This is a genomic window from Pseudomonas sp. VEM90 (assembly GCF_054611535.1).
The window spans coordinates 36,467-57,745 of the sequence record NZ_JBTRAR010000029.1; the positions used below are offsets into that span (position 1 = coordinate 36,467).

At 62.8% G+C, this 21,279-nt stretch carries 13 protein-coding genes; 3 read left to right on the forward strand and 10 right to left on the reverse strand.

Translation table 11 applies throughout. The features are described 5' to 3' along the window. Window positions 1-68: 68 nt before the first annotated feature. Entirely contained in the window at window positions 69-1,706 is a 1,638-nt protein-coding gene (gene pgm, locus ACYCCG_RS23040; RefSeq protein WP_209965406.1) for a phosphoglucomutase (alpha-D-glucose-1,6-bisphosphate-dependent), read from the reverse strand. Window positions 1,707-2,187: 481 nt separating this feature from the next. On the opposite strand from pgm, the gene ACYCCG_RS23045 reads away from it, so the two are divergent. Continuing rightward, the gene (locus ACYCCG_RS23045; RefSeq protein ID WP_176683290.1) at window positions 2,188-2,448 is read left to right on the forward strand and encodes a DUF1652 domain-containing protein; all 261 of its coding nucleotides are present in this window, start codon (window positions 2,188-2,190) and stop codon (window positions 2,446-2,448) included. Window positions 2,449-2,499: 51 nt separating this feature from the next. Here the strand turns inward: ACYCCG_RS23045 and ACYCCG_RS23050 are convergent, their stop codons facing one another. The 6 genes from ACYCCG_RS23050 to tpx all read right to left on the reverse strand — a co-directional run bounded on the left by ACYCCG_RS23050 (window position 2,500) and on the right by tpx (window position 14,555). Continuing rightward, complete coding sequence (locus ACYCCG_RS23050) at window positions 2,500-4,587, reverse strand: putative bifunctional diguanylate cyclase/phosphodiesterase (protein WP_459671878.1); 2,088 nt, start codon at window positions 4,585-4,587, stop codon at window positions 2,500-2,502. Window positions 4,588-4,716: 129 nt separating this feature from the next. Next, a complete protein-coding gene (locus ACYCCG_RS23055; protein WP_209965404.1) occupies window positions 4,717-6,207 on the reverse strand; it encodes an efflux transporter outer membrane subunit in 1,491 nt (496 codons plus the stop codon). Beyond that, entirely contained in the window at window positions 6,204-9,311 is a 3,108-nt protein-coding gene (locus ACYCCG_RS23060; RefSeq protein ID WP_209965402.1) for an efflux RND transporter permease subunit, read from the reverse strand. The genes ACYCCG_RS23055 and ACYCCG_RS23060 overlap by 4 nt, the downstream gene beginning before the upstream one ends. Continuing rightward, window positions 9,308-12,406, reverse strand: a complete 3,099-nt coding sequence (locus ACYCCG_RS23065; protein WP_209965400.1) for an MdtB/MuxB family multidrug efflux RND transporter permease subunit — start codon at window positions 12,404-12,406, stop codon at window positions 9,308-9,310. Before ACYCCG_RS23065 ends, ACYCCG_RS23060 begins: the two co-directional genes overlap by 4 nt. After that, window positions 12,403-13,707 (reverse strand): MdtA/MuxA family multidrug efflux RND transporter periplasmic adaptor subunit, encoded by a 1,305-nt coding sequence (locus tag ACYCCG_RS23070; protein ID WP_209965398.1) that lies wholly within the window; start codon window positions 13,705-13,707, stop codon window positions 12,403-12,405. Before ACYCCG_RS23070 ends, ACYCCG_RS23065 begins: the two co-directional genes overlap by 4 nt. Window positions 13,708-14,054: 347 nt before the next feature. Next, complete coding sequence (tpx, locus tag ACYCCG_RS23075; protein ID WP_176683284.1) at window positions 14,055-14,555, reverse strand: thiol peroxidase; 501 nt, start codon at window positions 14,553-14,555, stop codon at window positions 14,055-14,057. A 329-nt stretch (window positions 14,556-14,884) separates the two neighbouring features. Between tpx and ACYCCG_RS23080 the strand changes: the two genes are divergently transcribed. Beyond that, window positions 14,885-16,072, forward strand: a complete 1,188-nt coding sequence (locus tag ACYCCG_RS23080) for a Bcr/CflA family efflux MFS transporter (RefSeq protein WP_339444162.1) — start codon at window positions 14,885-14,887, stop codon at window positions 16,070-16,072. Between the two features lie 71 nt (window positions 16,073-16,143). On the opposite strand, the gene ACYCCG_RS23085 is transcribed toward ACYCCG_RS23080, so the two are convergent. The 3 genes from ACYCCG_RS23085 to ACYCCG_RS23095 all read right to left on the reverse strand — a co-directional run bounded on the left by ACYCCG_RS23085 (window position 16,144) and on the right by ACYCCG_RS23095 (window position 20,242). Further along, window positions 16,144-17,424 carry a serine/threonine transporter gene (locus ACYCCG_RS23085; RefSeq protein ID WP_176683282.1) on the reverse strand — a complete coding sequence of 427 codons (1,281 nt, stop codon included), beginning with the start codon at window positions 17,422-17,424 and terminating at the stop codon, window positions 16,144-16,146. Between the two features lie 375 nt (window positions 17,425-17,799). Further along, window positions 17,800-18,996, reverse strand: a complete 1,197-nt coding sequence (locus ACYCCG_RS23090; RefSeq protein WP_459671880.1) for an amino acid aminotransferase — start codon at window positions 18,994-18,996, stop codon at window positions 17,800-17,802. 220 nt (window positions 18,997-19,216) lie between these two features. After that, window positions 19,217-20,242, reverse strand: a complete 1,026-nt coding sequence (locus ACYCCG_RS23095; RefSeq protein ID WP_176683281.1) for an Ldh family oxidoreductase — start codon at window positions 20,240-20,242, stop codon at window positions 19,217-19,219. A gap of 142 nt (window positions 20,243-20,384) precedes the next feature. Between ACYCCG_RS23095 and ACYCCG_RS23100 the strand changes: the two genes are divergently transcribed. After that, window positions 20,385-21,257, forward strand: a complete 873-nt coding sequence (locus tag ACYCCG_RS23100; protein WP_012052078.1) for a MurR/RpiR family transcriptional regulator — start codon at window positions 20,385-20,387, stop codon at window positions 21,255-21,257. Window positions 21,258-21,279 lie beyond the last annotated feature (22 nt).

A 21,279-nucleotide genomic window follows, 5' to 3' on the forward strand; every position in this document is an offset into this window, starting at 1 on the left:
CTGCGGCGGAGTAAATAAGATTAATTCTAATTTACATCGCGCCACAGAACCAAGCGGTTTGTTACCGGTCAGGCGATTGCTTCATCGACCAGCACTTGTGCTTCCTGCACCAGACGCTGCAAATGCGCCTCGTCGATGAAGCTTTCGGCGTAGATCTTGTAGATGTCTTCAGTGCCCGACGGGCGCGCGGCGAACCAGCCATTGGCCGTCATCACCTTGAGCCCGCCAATCGCCTGGCCATTGCCTGGGGCGTGGCTGAGGATCTGCACGATCGGCTCACCGGCCAGCTCGGTCGACTTCACCTGCTCCGGCGCCAGTTTGCTCAGCAACGCCTTCTGCCGCGCATCTGCCTTGGCCTCGACACGCGTGGCGAACGGCTTGCCCAGCGCCTCGGTCAGGTCAGCATAGGCCTGGCTCGGGTTACGCCCGGTACGGGCGGTCATTTCGGCGGCCAGCAAGGCCGGGATCAACCCGTCCTTGTCGGTGGCCCACACCGAGCCATCGCGGCGCAGGAACGAAGCCCCTGCACTTTCTTCGCCACCAAAACCGAGCGAACCGTCGAACAGGCCCTGAGCGAAGAACTTGAAGCCCACCGGCACCTCATACAGATCGCGGCCCAGCCGTTGGGTAACGCGGTCGATCAGGCCGCTGGAGACCACTGTCTTGCCCACGGCGGCGTCACTGCGCCACTGCGGGCGGTGGCGGAACAGGTAGTCGATGGCCACGGCCAGGTAGTTGTTGGGTTGCAGCAAGCCGTCTGGGGTAACGATGCCGTGGCGGTCGTGGTCCGGGTCGCAGGCGAAGGCCACGTCAAAGCGCTCGCGCAGGCCTATCAGGCCCTGCATGGCATACGGCGAGGAAGGGTCCATGCGGATCTGGCCGTCCCAGTCGACGGTCATGAAGCGGAAGGTCGGGTCGACCTCGGTGTTCACCACTTCCAGGTCAAGCTGGTAGTGCTTGGCAATTGCCGACCAATAGCGCACCCCTGCCCCGCCCAGCGGGTCGACGCCCAGCCGCAACCCGGCGCCACGAATGACATCGAAATCGATGACGTTTTCCAGGTCGGCCACATAGTTGCTGACGTAGTCGTGGCGGTGGGTGGTCGGTGCCCGCAGCGCCTGGGCATGGTCCATGCGCTTGACGCCGGCCAGGTTAGCCACCAGCAGTTCGTTGGCCTTGCCCTCGATCCACTTGGTCACGTCGCTGTCGGCCGGCCCGCCGTTGGGCGGGTTGTACTTGAAGCCACCGCTTTGCGGCGGGTTGTGCGACGGAGTGATGACGATACCGTCAGCCAGGCCCTGCGTGCGGCCACGGTTGTGGCAGAGGATGGCGTGGGAAACCGCCGGCGTAGGCGTGTATTCGTCATCCTTGGACAGCATCACCTGCACGCCGTTGGCGGCCAGAACCTCCAGGGCGCTAGCGGTAGCCGGGGCCGACAGAGCGTGGGTATCGGCGCCGATGAACAGCGGGCCATCGATACCTTTTTCCTGGCGATACAGGCAGATAGCCTGGGTAATGGCCAAGACGTGATACTCGTTGAAACTCAATTCAAGCGAAGTGCCCCGGTGCCCCGAGGTGCCGAAGGCCACCCGCTGGGCCGCCACGGCAGCGTCTGGGCGGCCGGTGTAATAGGCGGTGAGCAGCCGGGGAATATCGACCAGCACGCTGGTCGGAGCCGGCTTGCCTGCCAATGGACTGAGCGTCATGCAAAACCTCGAGTTCAACGGATGTTGGTGTTGGAGCGTGCAGTGTACTGAGAGTTGCAATGCCGTGCGATGGGGGCATCAAAGAATCAGCTAGTGCACGTCGCCCTTGCAGAACCGCATCAAAGCGTGATGGCGCGTAAACGGTCTCGCGTAGAAACAATACCCCTGGATAATGGAACCCATGGCTTTCCGTCGCCGGCCCCTCCCCCAAGCCGCTCGTCTGAAAAACCTGCGCGTCGTATGTCAGCGAAATCCACGAAACCCAATGGTTACCTGGCACCATCCGGCCGGGAAAACGTTTGCCATGCGACCAGTCGACACATAGCGCCCATGACCAGGATGTGACCACTGTCATGCATTAACACATTTGTCGTGCCGACAACCGAAAATCGCGCATGGCAGGTGCTATCTTTATGTTCCCGGCGGCCGCATCGATGTGGCCACCCGCTCATCACGTCCGGGGACGGACAAGGAGGCTGGCATGAACAAGATGACGTTCCCCAACGCCTGCCAGGTGATGCGCTGGCATTTCCATCCATTGGGTTTCGAGGCCAGCATGGATGCGCCACGCAGCATGGTCGCGCGGCTGTTCGACCGCGCCAGCGGTGAAACCTTGCTGGCGATTGCGGGCATCCCCTGTGCGGCGATCATGCCCGCTGCCGATGTAGAGCGCATCATCGAGGCCGTCGAGGCGGAAATGGATGCCTTCATACCCGCCTTTACCCTGCGCGATGCAGTCTAGGCGCTGTTTTCAACGCAGCTTCACCGAGTATCAAGGCTTTTCATACAGAGCTTAGCCCGCAGCGGTGAATTCCGGGCCCATGGCCTGCAACTTGCTCATGAACTGCTCGGCCGGCACGGGCTGGCCCAATAGGTAGCCCTGCAACGAATCACAGCCCAGACGGGTCAGGAAGTCCTGCTGCTTGTCGGTCTCAACCCCCTCGGCAACGATACGCAGGCCCAAGGCCTGGCCCAGTGCGACAATTGCCGAAACAATCGCTGCATCGTCACTGTCCTGCTCCAGGTCGCGGACGAAACCACGATCGATTTTCAGCTCGTTGGCTGGCAGGCGCTTGAGGTACATCAGGCTGGAATAGCCCGTACCAAAGTCATCGATGGACAAGTCCACGCCCATGTCGGACAGACGCTGCAGCACAGTCAGGCTGGCGTCGGCATCGTGCATGGCGGTGGTTTCGGTAATTTCCAGTGTCAGGCAGTTGGCCGGCAAGCCGTTCTGCTGCAGGGCGCGGGCCACGCTGTCGACCAGGCCGGCGTGGCAGAACTGGATGGCCGACAGGTTGACCGCCATGCGCCAGCCATGGTGGCCCTGGTCCAGCCACTGGCGCATCTGACGGCAGGCCTCGATGAGTACCCACTCGCCAATGGGTATGATCAGGCCGGTCTTTTCCGCCAGGCCGATGAAGCGGTCAGGCAGCAGCAGGCCCTGCTGCGGGTGCTCCCAGCGCAGCAACGCTTCGGCACCAATCGGCTGGCAGGCCTGGGCGTCGAACTTGGGCTGGTAATGCAAGCGGAACTGGCGCTGCTCCAGCGCCAGGCGCAAGTCCTGCAGCAGTTGCAACTGCTGGCGGGCATTGCTGTTCATCGACACATCGAAGAAGCTGTAACCGTTCTTGCCTGCGCTCTTGGCATGGTACATGGCAGCGTCGGCGTTACGCAGCAGCTCGTGCTGGTCCTGGCCGTTGCCCGGGTACAGGACGATGCCCAGGCTCGCCGACAGTTGCAGGTCGTGCTCGGCCACGCGGAAAGGCCGGGACACCAGGTTGACCTGCTTGACCGCCACGTCCATGGCATCGTTCGGCTCCTGCAGTTCCACCAGCAGAACGAACTCGTCGCCGCCAATCCGTGCCAGCGTATCCTGGCTGTGCAGGTGGCCGCGCAGGCGGGCCGCCACTGCCTTGAGCAGAAGGTCTCCGATATGGTGGCCAAAGGCATCGTTGACCGGCTTGAAGCCGTCCAGATCAATGAACATCAGGGCAAAACAGCCGCCCTGCTCCGCCACTTTGGCGATGGCCTGTTCGATGCGATCGGCGAGCAAGGTACGGTTGGGTAGACCCGTGAGGGTGTCGTGCAGGGCCAGTTGGGTCAGCTCCTGGTTGGCCAAGGTCAGCGAACGAGCCAACTCGGCAGTACGCGCCTCCAGGCGAGCATCCAGCACCGAAGTCAGCAGAGCCACTGCCAGTACTGCCAGCGTGGTGATCAGCACCAGGTAAACCAGGCTGTCACCCTGCAGCCCGCCCCCCAACGCGCCGCAGAAGCTGCCCTCGGGGAAGTTCGCCGCTGCCATGCCGGTGTAATGCATGCCAACGATGGCAAAGCCCATCACCACTGCCGCCAGGCCACGGATCTGCCGTACATAGGGGGTGTGTTTGCGCAGGCGGAAGGCGATCCACAATGCCGCCGCCGAGGCGCCTACGGCAATCAGCAGCGAAGCACCGAACAACGTCGGGTCGTAGTCGATGCCCGGCAGCATGCGCAGTGCGGCCATGCCGGTATAGTGCATGCAGGCAATACCCGAGCCCATGATCAGCGCGCCGAACCCCAACTGCAGCGCTGGCAGGCTCGGCTGACTGACCAGCCACAAGGCAAAGCCCGAGGACAGCACAGCGATCAGCAGCGACAACGCGGTCAGGGCCAGGTCGTAACCCAAGTCGATGGGCAAGCTGAAGGCAAGCATGCCAATGAAGTGCATCGACCACACGCCGATGCCCATGGCCAATGCACCGCCGCCCATCCACAGGTAGGCAGCGCGGCCCTTGGCCGTGGCGATGCGGCCAGTCAGGTCAAGAGCGGTATAGGATGCCAGGATCGCCACGCACAGCGAAATCAACACCAGCGAAGAAGAGTAGCTACCGGTCAGCATTGAAAGTTCCAGCGCCGGAACAGGGGGCCGGCAAAAGCTGACAATTGTACTCAAGCTTAAGCGAAACGCACGGGGTTTTTGCGAATGGGGATGGGCCCAATAACCGCAAATGCCCCCCTCTGCGCGTGGTCAATTCTGCTCGGCAAACGCCTGCTCTGCATCCCAGCCGCCGCCCAACGCAGCCACCAGTTGCACACTGGCCACCAGGCGCCCTTGCAGCAGGTTCAGCACGCTGCGCTCGTTGCTCAGCGCCGTGGTTTGCACGTTGACCACATCCAGATAGCCGATCAGCCCGGCGCGGTACTGGTTCTCGGTCAGGCGCAACGACTCGCGGGCAGCATCAAGCGCCTCTTGGCGCACCACGGCTTCATCGCCATACACCTTCAGCTGAACCAGCAGGTTTTCCACTTCCCTGAAGCCGTCCAGCACGGTCTGGCGGTACTGCGCCACCGTCTGGTCATACACGGCCACCGTGCGGTCGACCTCGGCGCTGCGTTTGCCGGCGTCGAACAGGGTCAGCGCCAACTGCGGGCCTACCGACCAGTAGCGGTTGGGCAGCTCGATCCAGTTGCTGAAGCTGCTGCTGGAATACCCGCCACTCATGCTCAGGCTGAGGTCCGGGAAGTAGGCTGCCCGCGAGACCCCGATGTTGGCGTTGGCCGCCATCACGTTGCGTTCGGCCGCAGCGATGTCCGGGCGGCGCTCCAGCAGTTGCGAAGGCAGCGAAACCGGTATTTGCGGCAACGCGGGAATAGCCTTGCTGTCGGCCAGGGCGAAGTCGGCCGGAACCTTGCCCAGCAGCACGGCGATGGCATTTTCGAACTGCGCACGCTGCCAGATCAGGTCGATCAGGTCAGCCTGGGTGCTTTTGAGCTGGGTGCGGGCCTGGGCCACGGCATCCGGGCCGGCGACCCCGGCACGGTACTGGTTTTCGTTCATTCGCAGTGAGCGTTCATAAGCCGCCACGGTGGCTTCCAGCAAGCGCTTCTGCTCATCGATAACCCGCAATTGCAGGTAGTTCTGCACCAGTTCCGACTGCTGGCTCAGGCGGATAGACGCAAGGTCGGCGAAACTGGCTTCGGCACTGGCCTCATTGGCATTCAGGGTTTCGCGCAGCTTGCCCCACAGGTCGATCTCCCAGCTCACGCCCAACTGGGCGTTGTAGGTGTTGCGAATGCCACTGCTGTTATTGGACAGGCTGGAACTGGAGCTGCCGGTTCCCTGCGCCGAGCGGTTCTTGCTGGCGCTCAGGTCCAGACTGGGGAACAGCGCCGCACGGCTGCTGCGCACCAGCGCCTGGGCCTGGCGATACTGGGCTTCTGATTGCGCCACGGTCTGGTTGCTGCGGTTGAGCTCTTCGACCAACGCGTTGAGCCCGGCATCGCCGTAGATTTCCCACCAGGCGCCGCGGGCGATGGCGTCGGACGGCGAGGCCTGGGTCCAGCCTTCGGCGTGCTTGAACTGCGCCGCCGTGCTGTTCAGCTCGGGGCGGTGGTAATCGGGGCTCAGGGTGCAGGCACTGAGCAAGGCCAGGCACAACCCGGCGCCGAGCAGGCGCGAGCCACGGCCACGGGCCAGTGCTTGCAGGGCACGATGAAGTGGGGTCTGGGCAAAAGTCATAGCGGGGTTTCCAGGGCGGCGTCGGTGCGCACGCCGCGCCAACGGTTGAAACGGTGGCGCAGGCGGTCCAGGTACAGGTAAACCACCGGCGTCGTATAAAGGGTGAGGATCTGGCTGAACACCAGGCCACCGATGATGGTCAGGCCCAGCGGCTGACGCATTTCTGCGCCTTCAGCCTGGCTCAGCAGCAACGGCAATGCGCCAAGGATCGCCGCCAGGGTGGTCATCAGGATCGGCCGCAGGCGCAGCAGGCAGGCCCGGCGGATCGACTCTTCCGGCGAAAAGCCCTGATGGCGCTCCAGCTGCAAGGCCAGGTCGATCATCAGGATGGCATTTTTTTTCACCACCCCGATCAACAGAAACAGCCCCAGCAACGAGATCAGGCTGAACTCGCCACCGGTGACGTACAGCGCCAACAAGGCTCCGACGCCCGCCGAAGGCAGTGTCGAGAGAATGGTCAGCGGGTGAATGTAGCTTTCATACAGAATGCCCAGCACCAGGTACACCAGCAGCAGTGCGCCAAGGATCATGAATGGCTGGCCCTGCTGGGTCTTGGCAAAGGCATCGGCAGTGCCGCCGAGTTTGGCAATCACCTCCTCGGGCAAGCCCAGCTTGGCCACCGCGCGCTCCAGCGCCGCCATGGCCTGGTCGGGGCTGTAGCCCTCGGCGACGTCGAAAGCGATGTCTTCCGAAGCGAACTGGCCTTCGTGGCTGACCCGGTCGTTGGCCAGGCTGTTCTCGTAGTGGGCGATGGTCGACAGCGGCACCCGGGCGCCGTCGGCGGTGATCACCTGCACTTGCTCCAGCGTGCTCGGGTCCCAGGCGTATTTCGGGTTGATCTCCAGCACCACCTGGTACTGGTTGAGGCTGTCGTAGATCGTGGAGATCTGCCGCTGGCTGTAGGCGTTGTTCAGTACCGCGGTGACCATGTCCATGTCGATGCCCAGGCGCTTGGCCTGGTCACGGTCGACCACCAGCGTCACCTGTTGGGTACCAGCACCATCGCGGGCGTCGATGGCGGTCAGCTCAGGCAGTGCACGCAGCGCCGCGACCACCTTGGGGAACCATTCGCGCAATGCCGAAAGATCGCCGCTTTGCAGGGTATACAGGTACTGCGAAGAGGTCTGGTCACGCCCACCGCCACCCAGTTGCAGGTCCTGGTCGGCCATCAGGAACAGGCGCCCGCCGGGCACTTTGGGCAGTTCCTTGCGCAGGCGCTCGATCACCTTCTGCGCATCGATCTTGCGCTCGCTGATCGGTTTCAGGCGCACCAGCACAAAAGCGTTGTTGGTACCGCTGTTGCCACCGATGAAACCGGCGACGCTCTGTACTGCCGGGTCGGCCAGCAAGGCCCGGCGGTAGATTTCCATCTTCGGCTGCATCACGCTGAACGACAGGCCGTCGTCGCCCCGGATGAAGCCCATCAATTGGCCGGTATCCTGCTGGGGCATCAACGTCTTGGGCACCACCACGTACAGGGCGATGTTGACGCCGATGGTGGCCAGCAGGCTGAGCAGGGTCAGGCGCTTGTGGCGCAGGGCCCAGCCCAGGCTGCGGTCATAGGCAGCAACCATGCGCTGATGCAGCTTGTCGCTCCAGCGCTGCAGGCGGCTCTGCTCGGCCTGGTGCGGCTTGAGCCAGCGGGCGCAGAGCATCGGTGTCAGGGTCAGCGACACCACCAGCGAGACAATGATCGCCGCTGCCAGGGTGATGGAAAACTCCTGGAACAGGTTGCGCACGATGCCACCCATGAACAGGATGGAGACGAACACCGCCACCAGCGACACGTTCATCGACAGCAAGGTGAAGCCCACTTCCTTGGCGCCCAGGTAGGCCGCCTTCATCGGCGGTTGGCCGTTCTCGATGTGCCTGGAGATGTTTTCCAGCACCACGATGGCATCGTCCACCACCAGCCCGGTGGCAAGGATCAGCGCCATCAGCGACAGGTTGTTGAGCGAGAAACCGCACAGGTACATGACCGCGAACGTACCCACCAGCGATACCGGCACCGCCAGGCTGGGGATCAGCGAGGCGCGCAGGCTGCCGAGGAACAGGTAGACCACCAGAATCACCAGCACCACGGCGATCAGCAGGGTGTGCTCGGCCTCTTTGAGGGTGGCCTTGATCACGGGCGAGCGGTCCATGGCCACGTTCAGTTGCACGCTGGCTGGCAGCAGCGACTGCAGTGCCGGAAGCTGCGCCTTGATCTGGTCGACCGTTTCGATGATGTTGGCGCCAGTCTGGCGGTTGACCACCAGCAGCACCGCTGCCTGGTCGTTGAAGAAACCGCTGTTGTAACGGTTTTCAACACCGTCGGTGACGGTCGCCACGTCAGACAGGCGCAGAATGGTGCCGTTCTGCTGGCGAATCACCACCGGCTCATAGTCCTTGGCGCTTTCCAACTGGTCGTTGGCCCGCACCTGCCAGTTGCGCTCGGCGTCCTCGACAAAGCCCATGGGCCGGCGCTGGTTGGCGTTGGACACCGCAGTGCGCACCTCGTCCAGCGACAGGTTGTACTGGTTGAGCAATTGCGGCTCGACGGCAATGCGCACGGCCGGCAGCGAACTGCCACCGATCTGCACCTCCCCTACCCCCGATACCTGAGCCAGGCTCTGTGAAAGGATGGTGTCGGCCAGGTCATACAGCTGGCCTTTCTGCAACACATCCGAGGTCAGCGACAGCACCATGATCGGCGCCTGCGACGGGTTGATCTTCTTGTAGGTGGGCATGCTGCGCATGCCACTGGGCAGCAGGTTGCGGGTTGCGTTGATCGCCGCTTGCACCTCACGGGCTGCGCCATCAATGTCACGGCCCAACTCGAAGCCGATGATTACCCGTGTCGAACCCTGGTTGGAGCTGCTGGTGAGCGTAGTGACGCCGGCGATGCTGCCCAGCTTGCGCTCCAGCGGTGTGGCCACAGTGGACGCCATGACCTCGGGGCTTGCACCAGACAGGTTCGCCGATACCACGATCACCGGGAAGTCCATTTGTGGCAGTGGCGCCACCGGCAGCAAGCCAAAGCTGACCCCGCCCAGCAGCATGATCGCCAGGCTCAACAGCATGGTCGCCACCGGGCGACGGATGAAAGGCCCGGACAGGTTCATGCCTGGGCCTGCTTCACGTCAGTGGCCGGGCGCAGGCGGCGGGCCAGGCGATCGAAGTACAGGTAGATGACCGGAGTGGTGAACAGCGTCAGCACCTGGCTGACCAGCAACCCGCCGACCATCACCAGGCCCAGTGGCTGGCGCAGCTCGGCGCCGGAACCGGTGGCAAGCATCAGCGGCACCGCACCAAATAGCGCGGCCAGGGTGGTCATCAGGATCGGCCGGAAGCGCAGCAGCGCCGCCTGGTAGATGGCATCACGCGGGCTCATGCCCTGATTGCGCTCAGCCTCCAGGGCGAAGTCGATCATCATGATCGCGTTCTTCTTGACGATACCGATCAGCAGGATGATGCCGATGATGGCGATCATGCCCAGGTCGTTACCGCTGATGAGCAAGGCCAGCAAGGCACCGACCGCCGCCGACGGCAGGGTCGAGAGGATGGTGACCGGGTGGATGTAGCTTTCGTACAGCACCCCCAGCACGATGTACATGGTCACCACCGCCGCCAGAATCAGCAGCAAGGTACTCGACAGCGACGCCTGGAAGGCCTCGGCCGCACCCTGGAAGCGGGTTTGCACGCCCAGCGGCATGCCGATGTCCTTCTGCACCTGCTCGATCACCTGCACGGCTTCGCCCAGCGATGCGCCGTGGGCCAGGTTGAACGACAAGGTCACCGCCGGGAACTGGCCAATGTGGGAAATAGCCAGCTGCGCTTGACGCTGCTCAATCCGCGCCAGCGCCGAAAGGCGCACCTGACCGCCATCGGTGGCCTTGACGTGGATCGACTCCAGCGCCTGCGGGCCGATCGTGGCGGCGTCTTGGGACTGCAACACCACGCGGTACTGGCTGGCCTGGGTGTAGATGGTCGAGATCTGCCGCTGGCCGAAGGCGTCGTACAGGGCATTGGTGATCTGCGACACGCTGATCCCCAGGCGGCTGGCCATATCACGGTCGATCACCAGGTACACCTGCAAGCCCTTGTCCTGCAGGTCGCTGGCCACATCGGCCAGTTCCGGGCGCTGCTGCAGCGCCTGCACCAGCTTGCCGCTCCACTGCGCCAGCAGGTCGGCGTCCGGCGACGACAAGCTGAACTGGTACTGGGTACGGCTGACCCGGTCCTCGATGCTGAGGTCTTGCACCGGCTGCATGAACAGGCGGATGCCCACCAGCCGGTCGACTTGCGGCTGCAGGCGGCTGATCACTTCGCTGGCGCTGACATCGCGCTCGCCGTGGGGCTTGAGGTTGATCAGCAGGCGACCGCTGTTGAGCGTGGCGTTGTCGCCGTCTACCCCAATGTAGGACGACAGGCTTTGCACGGCCGGGTCTTGCAGGATGACCTTGCTCAGGGCCTGCTGACGTTCGCTCATGGCGGCGAACGAGGTGGACTGCGGCGCTTCGGAAATACCCTGGATCACCCCGGTGTCCTGCACCGGGAAGAAGCCCTTGGGCACGACCATGTACAGGAGCACCGTGAGCGCCAGGCTGGCCACCGCCACCAGCAGGGTCAGCGGCTGGTGCTTGAGCACCCACTGTAGGGCACTGCCGTAGTGCTTGATGAGCCAGTCGATCCAGGCGCCACTGGCACGGTAGAAGCGGCCTTGCTCTTCTTCCCTGGGCTCGCGCTTGAGCAGACGCGCGCACATCATCGGCGTCAGGGTCAGGGACACCACCAGGGAAATCAGGATCGCCACAGCCAGCGTGATGGCGAACTCGCGGAACAGGCGACCGACCACGTCCGCCATGAACAGCAGCGGGATCAGTACCGCAATCAGCGAGAAGGTCAGCGAAATCAGGGTGAAGCCAATCTGTCGGGCGCCCTTGAGCGCCGCCTGCATGGGCGTCTCGCCCTCTTCGATATGCCGGGAGATGTTCTCCAGCATGACGATGGCATCATCGACCACAAAGCCGGTGGCGATGGTCAGGGCCATGAGTGTCAGGTTGTTGACCGAGAACCCGGCCAGGTACATGACCCCGAACGTCCCGATCAGCGACAGCGGCACGGCAATCGACGGAATGAGGGTGGCGCTGAAGCGGCGCAAGAAAACGAAGGTGACCATCACCACCAGAACGATGGCGATGAGCAGTTCGTGCTGCACGTCCTTGACCGCGGCGCGAATGGTCTGGGTGCGGTCGGTCAGCACCGACACATCGAGGCCGGCCGGCAGGTTGTCGGTGATCGACGGCAGCAGGCCCTTGATGCGGTCGACCACTTCGATCACGTTGGCACCCGGCTGACGCTGGATGTTCAGCAGCACAGCATGGTTCTCGTTCGCCCAGGCAGCCAGCCGCTCGTTTTCAGCGCCATCGACGATTTCGGCCACATCCTTCAGGCGCAGCGGCGCACCGTTGTTGTAGGCCAGGATCAGGTTGGCGTATTCCTCGGGAGAGCGCAGCTGGTCGTTGGCATCGAGCATCGACACCCGGGTCGGGCCGTCGAAGTTGCCTTTGGGCTGGTTGACGTTGGAGGCACCGATCAGCGTGCGCACGTCATCCAGATTCAAGCCATTGGCCGCCAGGGCGTCGACGTTGACCTTGATGCGTACCGCCTGGCGCTGGCCACCGGCAATGCTGACCATGCCCACACCGCTGATTTGCGCAAGCTTTTGCGCCACGCGGGTATCGACCAGGTCGTTGAGCTTGGGCAGCGGCATGGTCTTGCTGGAGATGGCCAGGGTCAGCACCGGGGTGTCGGCCGGGTTGACCTTGTTGTACACCGGCGGTGCCGGCAGGTCACTGGGCAGCAGGTTGCTGGCGGCGTTGATCGCGGCCTGTACCTGTTGCTCGGCAACGTCCATGTTCATGTCGAGGTTGAAACGCAGGGTCAGCACCGACGCGCCGCCAGAACTGGTCGAAGCCATCTGTTCCAGGCCCGGCATCTGGCCGAACTGGCGCTCCAGTGGCGCGGTGACGGCGCTGGTCATCACCTGCGGGCTGGCGCCGGGGTACAGGGTCATGACGCGAATGGTTGGGTAATCCACCTGCGGCAAGGCGGAAACCGGCAGCAACTTGTAGGCGATCAGGCCGGCCAGCACGATGGCCAGCATGCTCAGCGTGGTGGCGACCGGGCGCAGGATGAACAGGCGCGACAGGTTCATGCGCCCGCCTTGCCTGCTGCGTTGCCAGGTTGTGCTTCACCTGTTGTTTGGGCCGCACCCTTGGCTTCCTGCCCTTGCAGGTGCTGGCCTGGGCTGGTCGGCACTTGCGAGCTGTCTTCGACCACTTCCACCTGGGTGCCTTCGCGCAGGCGGTCGGTGCCTTCCAGCACCAGGCGGTCGCCGGCCTTCAGGCCGTCGAGAATGACGCTGTTCTCGCCATCGCTGGCGCCCACCTTCAGCTTGCGGACATTGACGGTGCTCTGCTCGTTGACCACATAGGCGAAGGTGCCGTCGTTGCCGAACTGGATGGCTGCGGCCGGGGCCATGACCACCTGCTTGAGGGTGTCGGCCAGCAAGCGCACGTTGACGAACTGGTTGGGGAACAGGGCCAGGTCCTTGTTCTCGAAGCGGCCCTTGAACTTCAGGGTGCCGGTGGTGGTGTCGATCTGGTTGTCGATGCTGCCCAGCACACCGGTGGACTGCAGCTTGCTGTCACTGCGGTCCCAGGCCTCGACCGGCAGGCTGGCGCCACTGCGGTAGCGCTCCAGCACAGTGCTCAGTTCGGTTTCCGGCAGGGTGAAGGCGACGTTGATCGGCTCGGTCTGGGTGATCACCACCAGCGCGGTGGTGTCGTTGGCGGCTACCAGGTTGCCCAGATCGAGCTGGCGCAGGCCCACCCGGCCACTGATCGGCGCACGGATCTGGGTGAAATCGAGGTTCAGGCGGGCGTCGTTGACCTGCGCCTGATTGGTCTTGACCAGCCCCTGGAACTGCGCAACCTGGGCTTGGGCGGTGTCCAGGGTTTGCTTGGCGATGCTGTCTTCGGCGTACAGGCCTTTATAGCGGGCCAGGTCAACCTGAGCGTTCTTCAACTGCGCCTGGTTCTGCGCCAAGGTGCCTTCGGCCTGCTGCAGGGCGATGCGATAAGGGCGCGGGTCGATTTCGGCCAACAGATCGCCGGCCTTGACGCGCTGGCCTTCCTTGAAGTGGATTTTCACAAGTTCGCCAGCCACGCGGCTGCGCACATTGACTGTATTGGTCGCGGTGACCGTGCCCAAGGCTTTGTAGTAGAGCGGGAAGTCGCCTGTCCGCGCCGGCACGACGCGTACCGGCACCGGGTCGCTGGAACCGCCAAAACCTGGCCGACCGCCCATCATGCCCTTGCCACCGCGCCCGCCACTGGCTTCTTTATGCGCAGGCGTCGCTGCGGGCCACAGCCACCAGGCCAGTGCAGCCACCAGCAGCAGGATCAGCAGGCCGACGAGCCAGCGACGGAGGGAACGGGAATTGGACGCTTGCATGGGTTGAACGAACCTTGTTCGGAATGACGACTTGGGGAGGATGAACGATAAGCACTGCCATCGTTTTAGCAAAGGGCCTTTACCAGAGGTTTACCTTTGCCTGACGTTGCCAAGAGGCGGAATTTTAAATGAAAACGGCCCGGAACGTGTTCCGGGCCGTTACAGGGTGTTGCTTGGAGCGGTGACGGGCCTGAAGGTTCGGTTGCCTGGTCTGGCCCTTTCGCGGGTGAACCCGCTCCTACGGGGATGTCACAGCCTTTGAAAACTGTGCCGCACGTTGTAGGAGCGGGTTTACCCGCGAAGAGGCCATCACAGGCTACAGACGCCCGCCCTGCCCCACGCAATCCTTACTTCAGTACAGCCAGCGCCGCCTCGTAGTTCGGCTCGTCAGCAATTTCGCCAACCAGTTCGCTGTGCAGCACCTTGTCGTTCTCGTCCAGCACCACCACGGCGCGGGCGGCCAGGCCGGCCAGCGGGCCGTCGGCGATGGCTACGCCGTAGTTTTCGAGGAACTCGCGACCACGCAGGGTCGACAGGTTATTCACGTTGTCCAGCCCCTCAGTGCCGCAGAAGCGTGCCTGGGCGAACGGCAGGTCAGCCGAGATGCACAGCACCACGGTGTTGGCGACGTCGTTGGCCTGGGCGTTGAACTTGCGCACCGAGGTGGCGCAGGTCGGGGTATCGACGCTCGGGAAGATGTTCAGCACCTTGCGCTTGCCGGCGTAGTCTTTCAGCGACTTGTCAGCCAGGCCTTCACCTACCAGGGAGAAAGCCGGAGCCTGGGCGCCGGCCTGTGGCAGGTTGCCGTTGACCTGGACCGGGTTGCCTTTGAGGGTCACTTGAGCCATGACGAAATCCTTATGCGGGGTTTGAAAAGGACACTGAGTTAAGCATGAAGGCAGCCGGGTGCCTATGGGGGCAGGTGAAATTGTTCTATTGCCGGACGATTTTTGTGGACAAAATGACGACCCCCGACTGTCACGGCCAGTTGCTTCACGGCTGCCAATAAGCCCTCGGCAGAAACCTACAACGCTATCAGAAATTTCGCCACTGAGTTCGGCTTGTGCATCCTCAAGGCAGCGCTACCATCAGACGCCTGACAACAAGGGGAATACATAGATGAACGCTACCAACACGAGACCTGAAAAACCGGCCAGCCTGGCCCGTGGTTAGCAGCGTGCACCGCCCCGCTGGTTCGCTTCGGCGCTATCTGTGTTCGACGCTGCTGATTCTGTTATGTCTGCTGGGTGTGTTTCCCCTGGACGTGATCCTCCCGTCATTCCCTGCGCTGGCCAATGAGTTTCGAGTCGACACAAAACAGATTGCGTACTCGGTGAGCTTTTTTGCTGTTGGTGTGGCCATGGCGCAAATCGTGATCGGCCCACTGTCGGATGGCATCGGGCGCAAGCGTTTGTTGCTCGCTGGGTTGAGCGTATCCATTGTGGGGGCGCTCGGTTGCGTATTTTCAACCCATTATGAAACGTTCATGGCCTTTCGCTTGGTGCAGGCCCTGGGTTGCGGCAGCCTCGTGCTAGGCCAGGCGCTTGTGCAGGACCTCTACAGCGGTACACAACGCAATGCCATGCGCATCCTGTTAACAAGCGCGAGCGGGTTGTTCATCTCCCTGTCACCGCTGGCAGGTGCTTTGCTTCAACAGTCGTTTGGCTGGAAGGCAAGCTTTACGGTATTCGTGATCATCGCTGCAATCGTTTCACTTTTATCGTGTGTGCTGCTTCATGACACACCTGCGGCGCGCGACCGGGCGCCAAGCATGTCCAGTTATCGGGTGATGCTGCGAGACACGGACTATCTCGCGCATTCCATGCTGTCCAGCCTCGCCTTTGCCTGCCATTTTTCCTTTATCGTCATAGCGCCCTTGCTGCTGATGGGCAGGCTGGAGCTGACGGCCTATCAATTCTCTCTGGTCTTTATCGGCTATGGGTTGGCATACATCGCCGGCGGCATGGCTGCGACCTACTTGAACAGTCGCGTAAGCCCGCAAACTCAAATAAAAGCAGGCTTGCTGCTTATAAGTACTGCGGGCATTACCCTTTTGATGTGGGGGCGGGTAGCAGGTTTATCTGTGCTGGGGGTTCTACTGCCGATGATTGTCTGTACCACCGGGACAACCTTGGTACGCCCCGCCGCAACAACCCAGGCTTTGGCGCGCTATCCGCGTCAGGCAGGTGCGGCAGCGTCGCTCAATGCGACATTGCTGTTCGCCGGTGCCGGTTTGACGAGCAGTGTGGTCGCAGCTTTGGAAAGCGAGCTACCGGCAGGCTTGGGCATGCTGTTCGTGGTGGTCAGCCTTTGCGGGTGGTGGCTGCTTGCACGCACCAAGAACGATGGAATGCAACGCTGTTGAAACCTTGATCAGGCAGAAAAATGCCCGGGTGACGACAAGCGCCCCGGGCATTCTTGAATGAAACGGGTGAATCAGCTTACAAGGCCGTACACCACCGAAGTCAGCGCAACCAGGCCGACCACAACGACGAACACGTTGGAGGCCGCACCGCTGTACTTGCGCATCGATGGCACACGGCGAATGGCGTACATCGGCATCAGGAACAACAGCACCGCGAGGATCGGGCCGCCGAGCGACTCGATCATGCCGAGAATGCTCGGGTTGAGCGTGGCAACGATCCAGCACACCACCAGCATCAGTGCAGCGACCACGCGGTCCAGGGCTTTGGCGCCCGGACGCGCACCGGTCTTGGCGATGATGCCCTTCAGGCCTTCGCTGGCACCGATATAGTGGCCGAGGAACGACTTGGCGATGGCCACGAAGGCGATCAACGGCGCAGCGAACGCGATGGTCGGGTTGCTGAAGTGGTTGGCCAGGTACGACAGGATCGACAGGTTCTGCGCCTTGGCTTCGGCCAGCTGGGCGCTGCTCAGGGTGAGCACGCAGCTGAACACGAAGAACAGCACCATCGCCACCATCAGCAGGTGGGCACGACGCAGGATCTGGCCGCTACGCTCGTCGGCGTGCTCGCCGTAACGGCGCTTCTGGTCGACGGCAAAGGCCGAAATGATCGGCGAATGGTTGAACGAGAACACCATCACCGGAATGGCCAGCCACAGGGTGTGCAGGAAGGCCGAGGCCGGCGGCACCTCTGTGGCACTGTCGAGAATGCCACCGGTCCAGTGCGGCACCAGGTACAGGCCCAACAACGCCAGAGCGACGATGAACGGGTAGACCAGCAGGCTCATGACCTTGACCGTGGCCTGCTCCCCGCAGCGCACGATGGCCAGCAGGCCGAGAATCAGCACGAATGACAGGATTGCCCGTGGCGGCGGCTGCATGTGCAGCTGGTGTTCCATGAAGCTGGACACGGTGTTGGTCAGCGCCACGCTGTAGATAAGCAGGATCGGGAAGATCGCGAAGAAGTACAGCACGGTGATCGAGGCGCCGGCGGTGACGCCGAAATGCTCCTTGACCACTTCGGTGATGTCGCCGCCATCGCGCCCGGAAAGGACGAAACGGGTCAGCCCGCGGTGGGCGAAATAGGTCATCGGGAAGGCCAGCACGGCCAGGATCAGCAGCGGCCAGAAGCCGCCAAGGCCCGCGTTGATCGGCAGGAACAGTGTCCCGGCGCCGATGGCTGTGCCGAACAGGCCCAGCATCCAGGTGGTGTCTTGACGCGCCCAGGTGCCTAGGGTGGCGGGGGTCGATTCTGCAAAGCGTTGTTCAACGCTTGGGGCCTGCTCATTCATTCCGGGTGAAGCTCCACTCGCAAGACTGCAACAGGCTGAGAATGGCGAAATAGACGTTTCGCCCAACTCAACCGGAAAAGAGGGGCGCGATTGTGCACGGAAAGGTTGCACTTGCGAAGCCCTTTTCCGAGGAGCGGTTGCACTTGTCTTTACAAGCGGAAGGCATTGCTGGTGTCGTTCGATGGAATGTAGCGGCCTGGGGGCCTGTGGGGCCGCCTGTGGGAGCGGCCTTGCGTCGCGATAGGGCCGCAAAGCGGCCCCAGCAATGTCAGCGGCAAAGCTGCAATCGTGGGGGCGCTCCGCACCCCTTTCGCGACGCAAGGCCGCTCCCACAAAGTCCAACCGCGCCCCGCAGGAGGGTCCGTGGCTGGCGAGTTACTTCTGAACGGCAGCGAACGCTTCGGCAACCCGTTGCAGGTTGGCCGGGCGCAGGCCGGACATGCACACACGGCCGCTGTCGATCAGGTAAACGCCGAACTCGTCACGCAGGCGACGTACCTGCTCGACGCTGAAGCCGGTGTAGCTGAACATGCCGCGCTGGCGCAGGAAGAACTGGAAGTCCTGGCCCGGCAGCAGCACGGCCAGGGCATCGACCAGCGCCTGGCGCATGTCAAGGATACGCTTGCGCATCACTTCGACTTCTTCGGCCCACTGGGCATTAAGGCCAGCATCGCTCAGTACGCCGGCAACCAGCTGGGCGCCGAAGTTGGGCGGGCTGGAGTAGTTGCGGCGCACGGTGGCCTTCAGCTGGCCAAGCACGCTCTGGGCAGTGGCCTCGTCATCGCACACCACCGACAGGCCGCCCACCCGCTCACCATACAGCGAGAAGATTTTCGAGAAGGAGTTGCTGACCAGGCACGGAACGCCCGCACGGGCCATTTCGCGGATAGCGTAGGCGTCTTCTACCAGGCCTTCGGCGAAGCCCTGGTAAGCGATGTCGAGGAATGGGATCAGCTGGCGCGCCTTGACCACTTCGACCACTTGTTGCCACTGGTGCTGCTCCAGATCGGCACCGGTAGGGTTGTGGCAGCACGGGTGCAGCAGCACCACGCTGTTGGCCGGCAGGCTCTGCAAGGTGGCCAGCATGCCGTCGAAGTCCACGGCACGGGTGGCCTGGTCGAAGTACGGGTAGGTGTGGACCTTGAAGCCTGCACCTTCAAAGATGGCGCGGTGGTTGTCCCAGGTCGGGTTGCTGACCCAGACTTCAGACTGCGGGAAGTAGCGCTTGAGGAAGTCGGCACCGACCTTCAGGGCGCCGGAGCCACCCACGGTCTGTACGGTGGCCACCCGGCCGCCGGTCACGGCCGGGTGATCGGCACCGAACAGCAGCGCCTGAATGGCTTGGCGGTAACTGGCCAGGCCTTCCATCGGCAGGTACAGGGAGGCTTCGTGGTCCTGACCGGCAATGCGTTTTTCCACCGCATCCACCGCCGCCAGTTGCGGCACCACGCCGGCCTCATCGTAGTACAGGCCAATACTCAGGTTGACCTTGTCGGCGCGCGGGTCGGCCTTGAAGGTTTCCATCAACGAGAGGATCGGGTCGCCGGCATAGGCATCGACATGTTTGAACACAGCGTGCAGCTCCTTGGATCAGGACGGTACGGAAAGTCAGCCCTGAGCATACCCGGAGAGAGGGCTCAGGAACATCCACTATTGTGCAAGGTTGTCTATGCAACATTGCATGGCTGGAAATTCGTGCTGGATTCTTCGCGGGTAAACCCGCTCCTACGGGTTCAGCGCACAGCCTGGGAACAGCTCAGGCACCTGTGGGTTAACCCGCGAAAGGGCCAGATCAGCCAAGCAGCTCTTTCAGGCCTTGCAACTCCTGCTCGGTCACTGCCACCCCCTCCTCTTCGGCCACCTCACGCTCACGATAGCGCCGCTCACCCGGCATGCGGGTCAGCCCGACTGCCTGCATCTGCTCCACCAGTTCGCGGCTGCGCTGGGCAAAGCGCTCGCCCTCGGCCTTGCCTGGGTCGATGACGATGATCAACTGCCCGGTCCATGGCGTTTTCGCCCCCGGATGCCCGGACCAATCGAACTCCCAGGAGAAATGACCGCCGGTCAGCGCCGCCGCCAGCAGCTCGACCATCATCGACAACGCCGAGCCCTTGTGCCCGCCAAATGGCAGCAGGGCGCCGCCTTCCAGAATCGCCTTTGGGTCGGTGGTCGGCTGGCCATCGGCGTCCACCCCCATGCCCTCCGGCAATTGCTGGCCGGCACGCGCGGCAATTTGCACATCGCCATGGGCCATGGCACTGGTGGCCATGTCGAAAACAATCGGGTCATGCTCAGCGCAAGGCGCAGCAAAAGCGATGGGGTTGGTACCGAACAGTGGCTTGCGCGCACCATGCGGCACCACGCACGTCATGCTGTTGACCACGCTGAGGGCTACCAGGCCCTCTTCGGCGAACGGCTCTACATCCGGCCACAACGCAGCGAAGTGGTGCGAGTTGTGGATCGCCAGCACGGCAATGCCTGCGTTGCGTGCCTTCGCCACCAACAGCTCACGGGCCGCCGCCAGTGCTGGCTGGGCAAAACCGCCCGCAGCATCGACACGCACATAACCGGCGGCCACGTCGCTGACCTGTGGCGTGGCCTGGCCATCGACCCAGCCGCTGGCCAAGGTCGAGACATAACCGGGCATGCGGAACACCCCATGGCTATGGGCGCCATCACGCTGGGCGCTGGCGCAGTTGTGGGCCAGCACCCGGGCCACGGCCTCGCTGCACCCATGGCGCTGGAAAATGGCCTGCAACAGGCTTTGCAGCTCGGTAAACGGCATGCGCACAACGGTGCTGGTGGCAGGTGCGGACATCTGAAGCTCCTTGTTGATTTTGGAATGGCTACAGCGTTGCAACGACAAAAACTTTCCTTCATGTGACAGCAATCTGTCAAATGTTGACTTGATGACAGAAAACATTCATTTTCTTCCCAAGCCTCACCCCTGGAGCCGCAGCATGAGCCAACTGATCAAGCAACGCCTGGAAAACAGCCTCGAAGGGGCCGCTGCCTCGGGTCGCAAGATCGCCACCTACATGCTTGCCAACCTGCACGAACTGCCGTTCCAGACCTCGGCCAGCATTGCCGCCAAGCTGGGCGTCAGCGAATCCAGCGTCGGGCGCTACTGTCGCTCACTGGGTTATGCCCACCTCAAGGCGCTTAAGCAGGACCTGCAGAACGATCTGGGCGATGGCCCGTGGCTGGTGGGTGATCGCTTGCAAGATTACCGCCAGAACCAGGACGCCAGCGACAACGCCGGCAGCCTGGAGCTGGAAATCGCCGCCCTGGTGCGCGTACACGAGTACCGCCAGAGCCCGGCCTGGCACAACGTGGCGCAACGCCTGGCGAGCAAACCGCGAGTGTTCATCGCCGGCTTCCAGACCGAGCGTGGCATCGCCATGTGCATGAGCCACCTGCTGCAATACCTGCGCGATGGTGTGCAACTGGTCGACATCAGCGCCGGGCACTTCGGCGAAGTGCTGCTGGGCCGTGCCGAAGACAGCGCTCTGGTGGTGTTCGAGGCGCGCCGTTATTCCCGCCATGCCCTGATGCTGTGCCAGAAGGCGCGCGAGGCTGGCATTGCGGTCACCTTGGTGACCGACACTTTCTGTGACTGGGCGGATGCCAATGCCGACGAGGTGTTCCGCATCCCCACCGAGTTCAACCTGTTCTGGGAATCCACCTCGACGATGTTGTCGTGGGTGCATCTGATGGTCAACGAGGTCTGCAAGAAGCTCGGGCCAGATGTTGAAAAACGCTTGGAAGCAACTGCCGCTCTACATAACGAATTCGTCGGCTACACCTCGTGGTCGACGGGCAAACAACAATAGCAAGAGTGCAATGAGGTGCAGA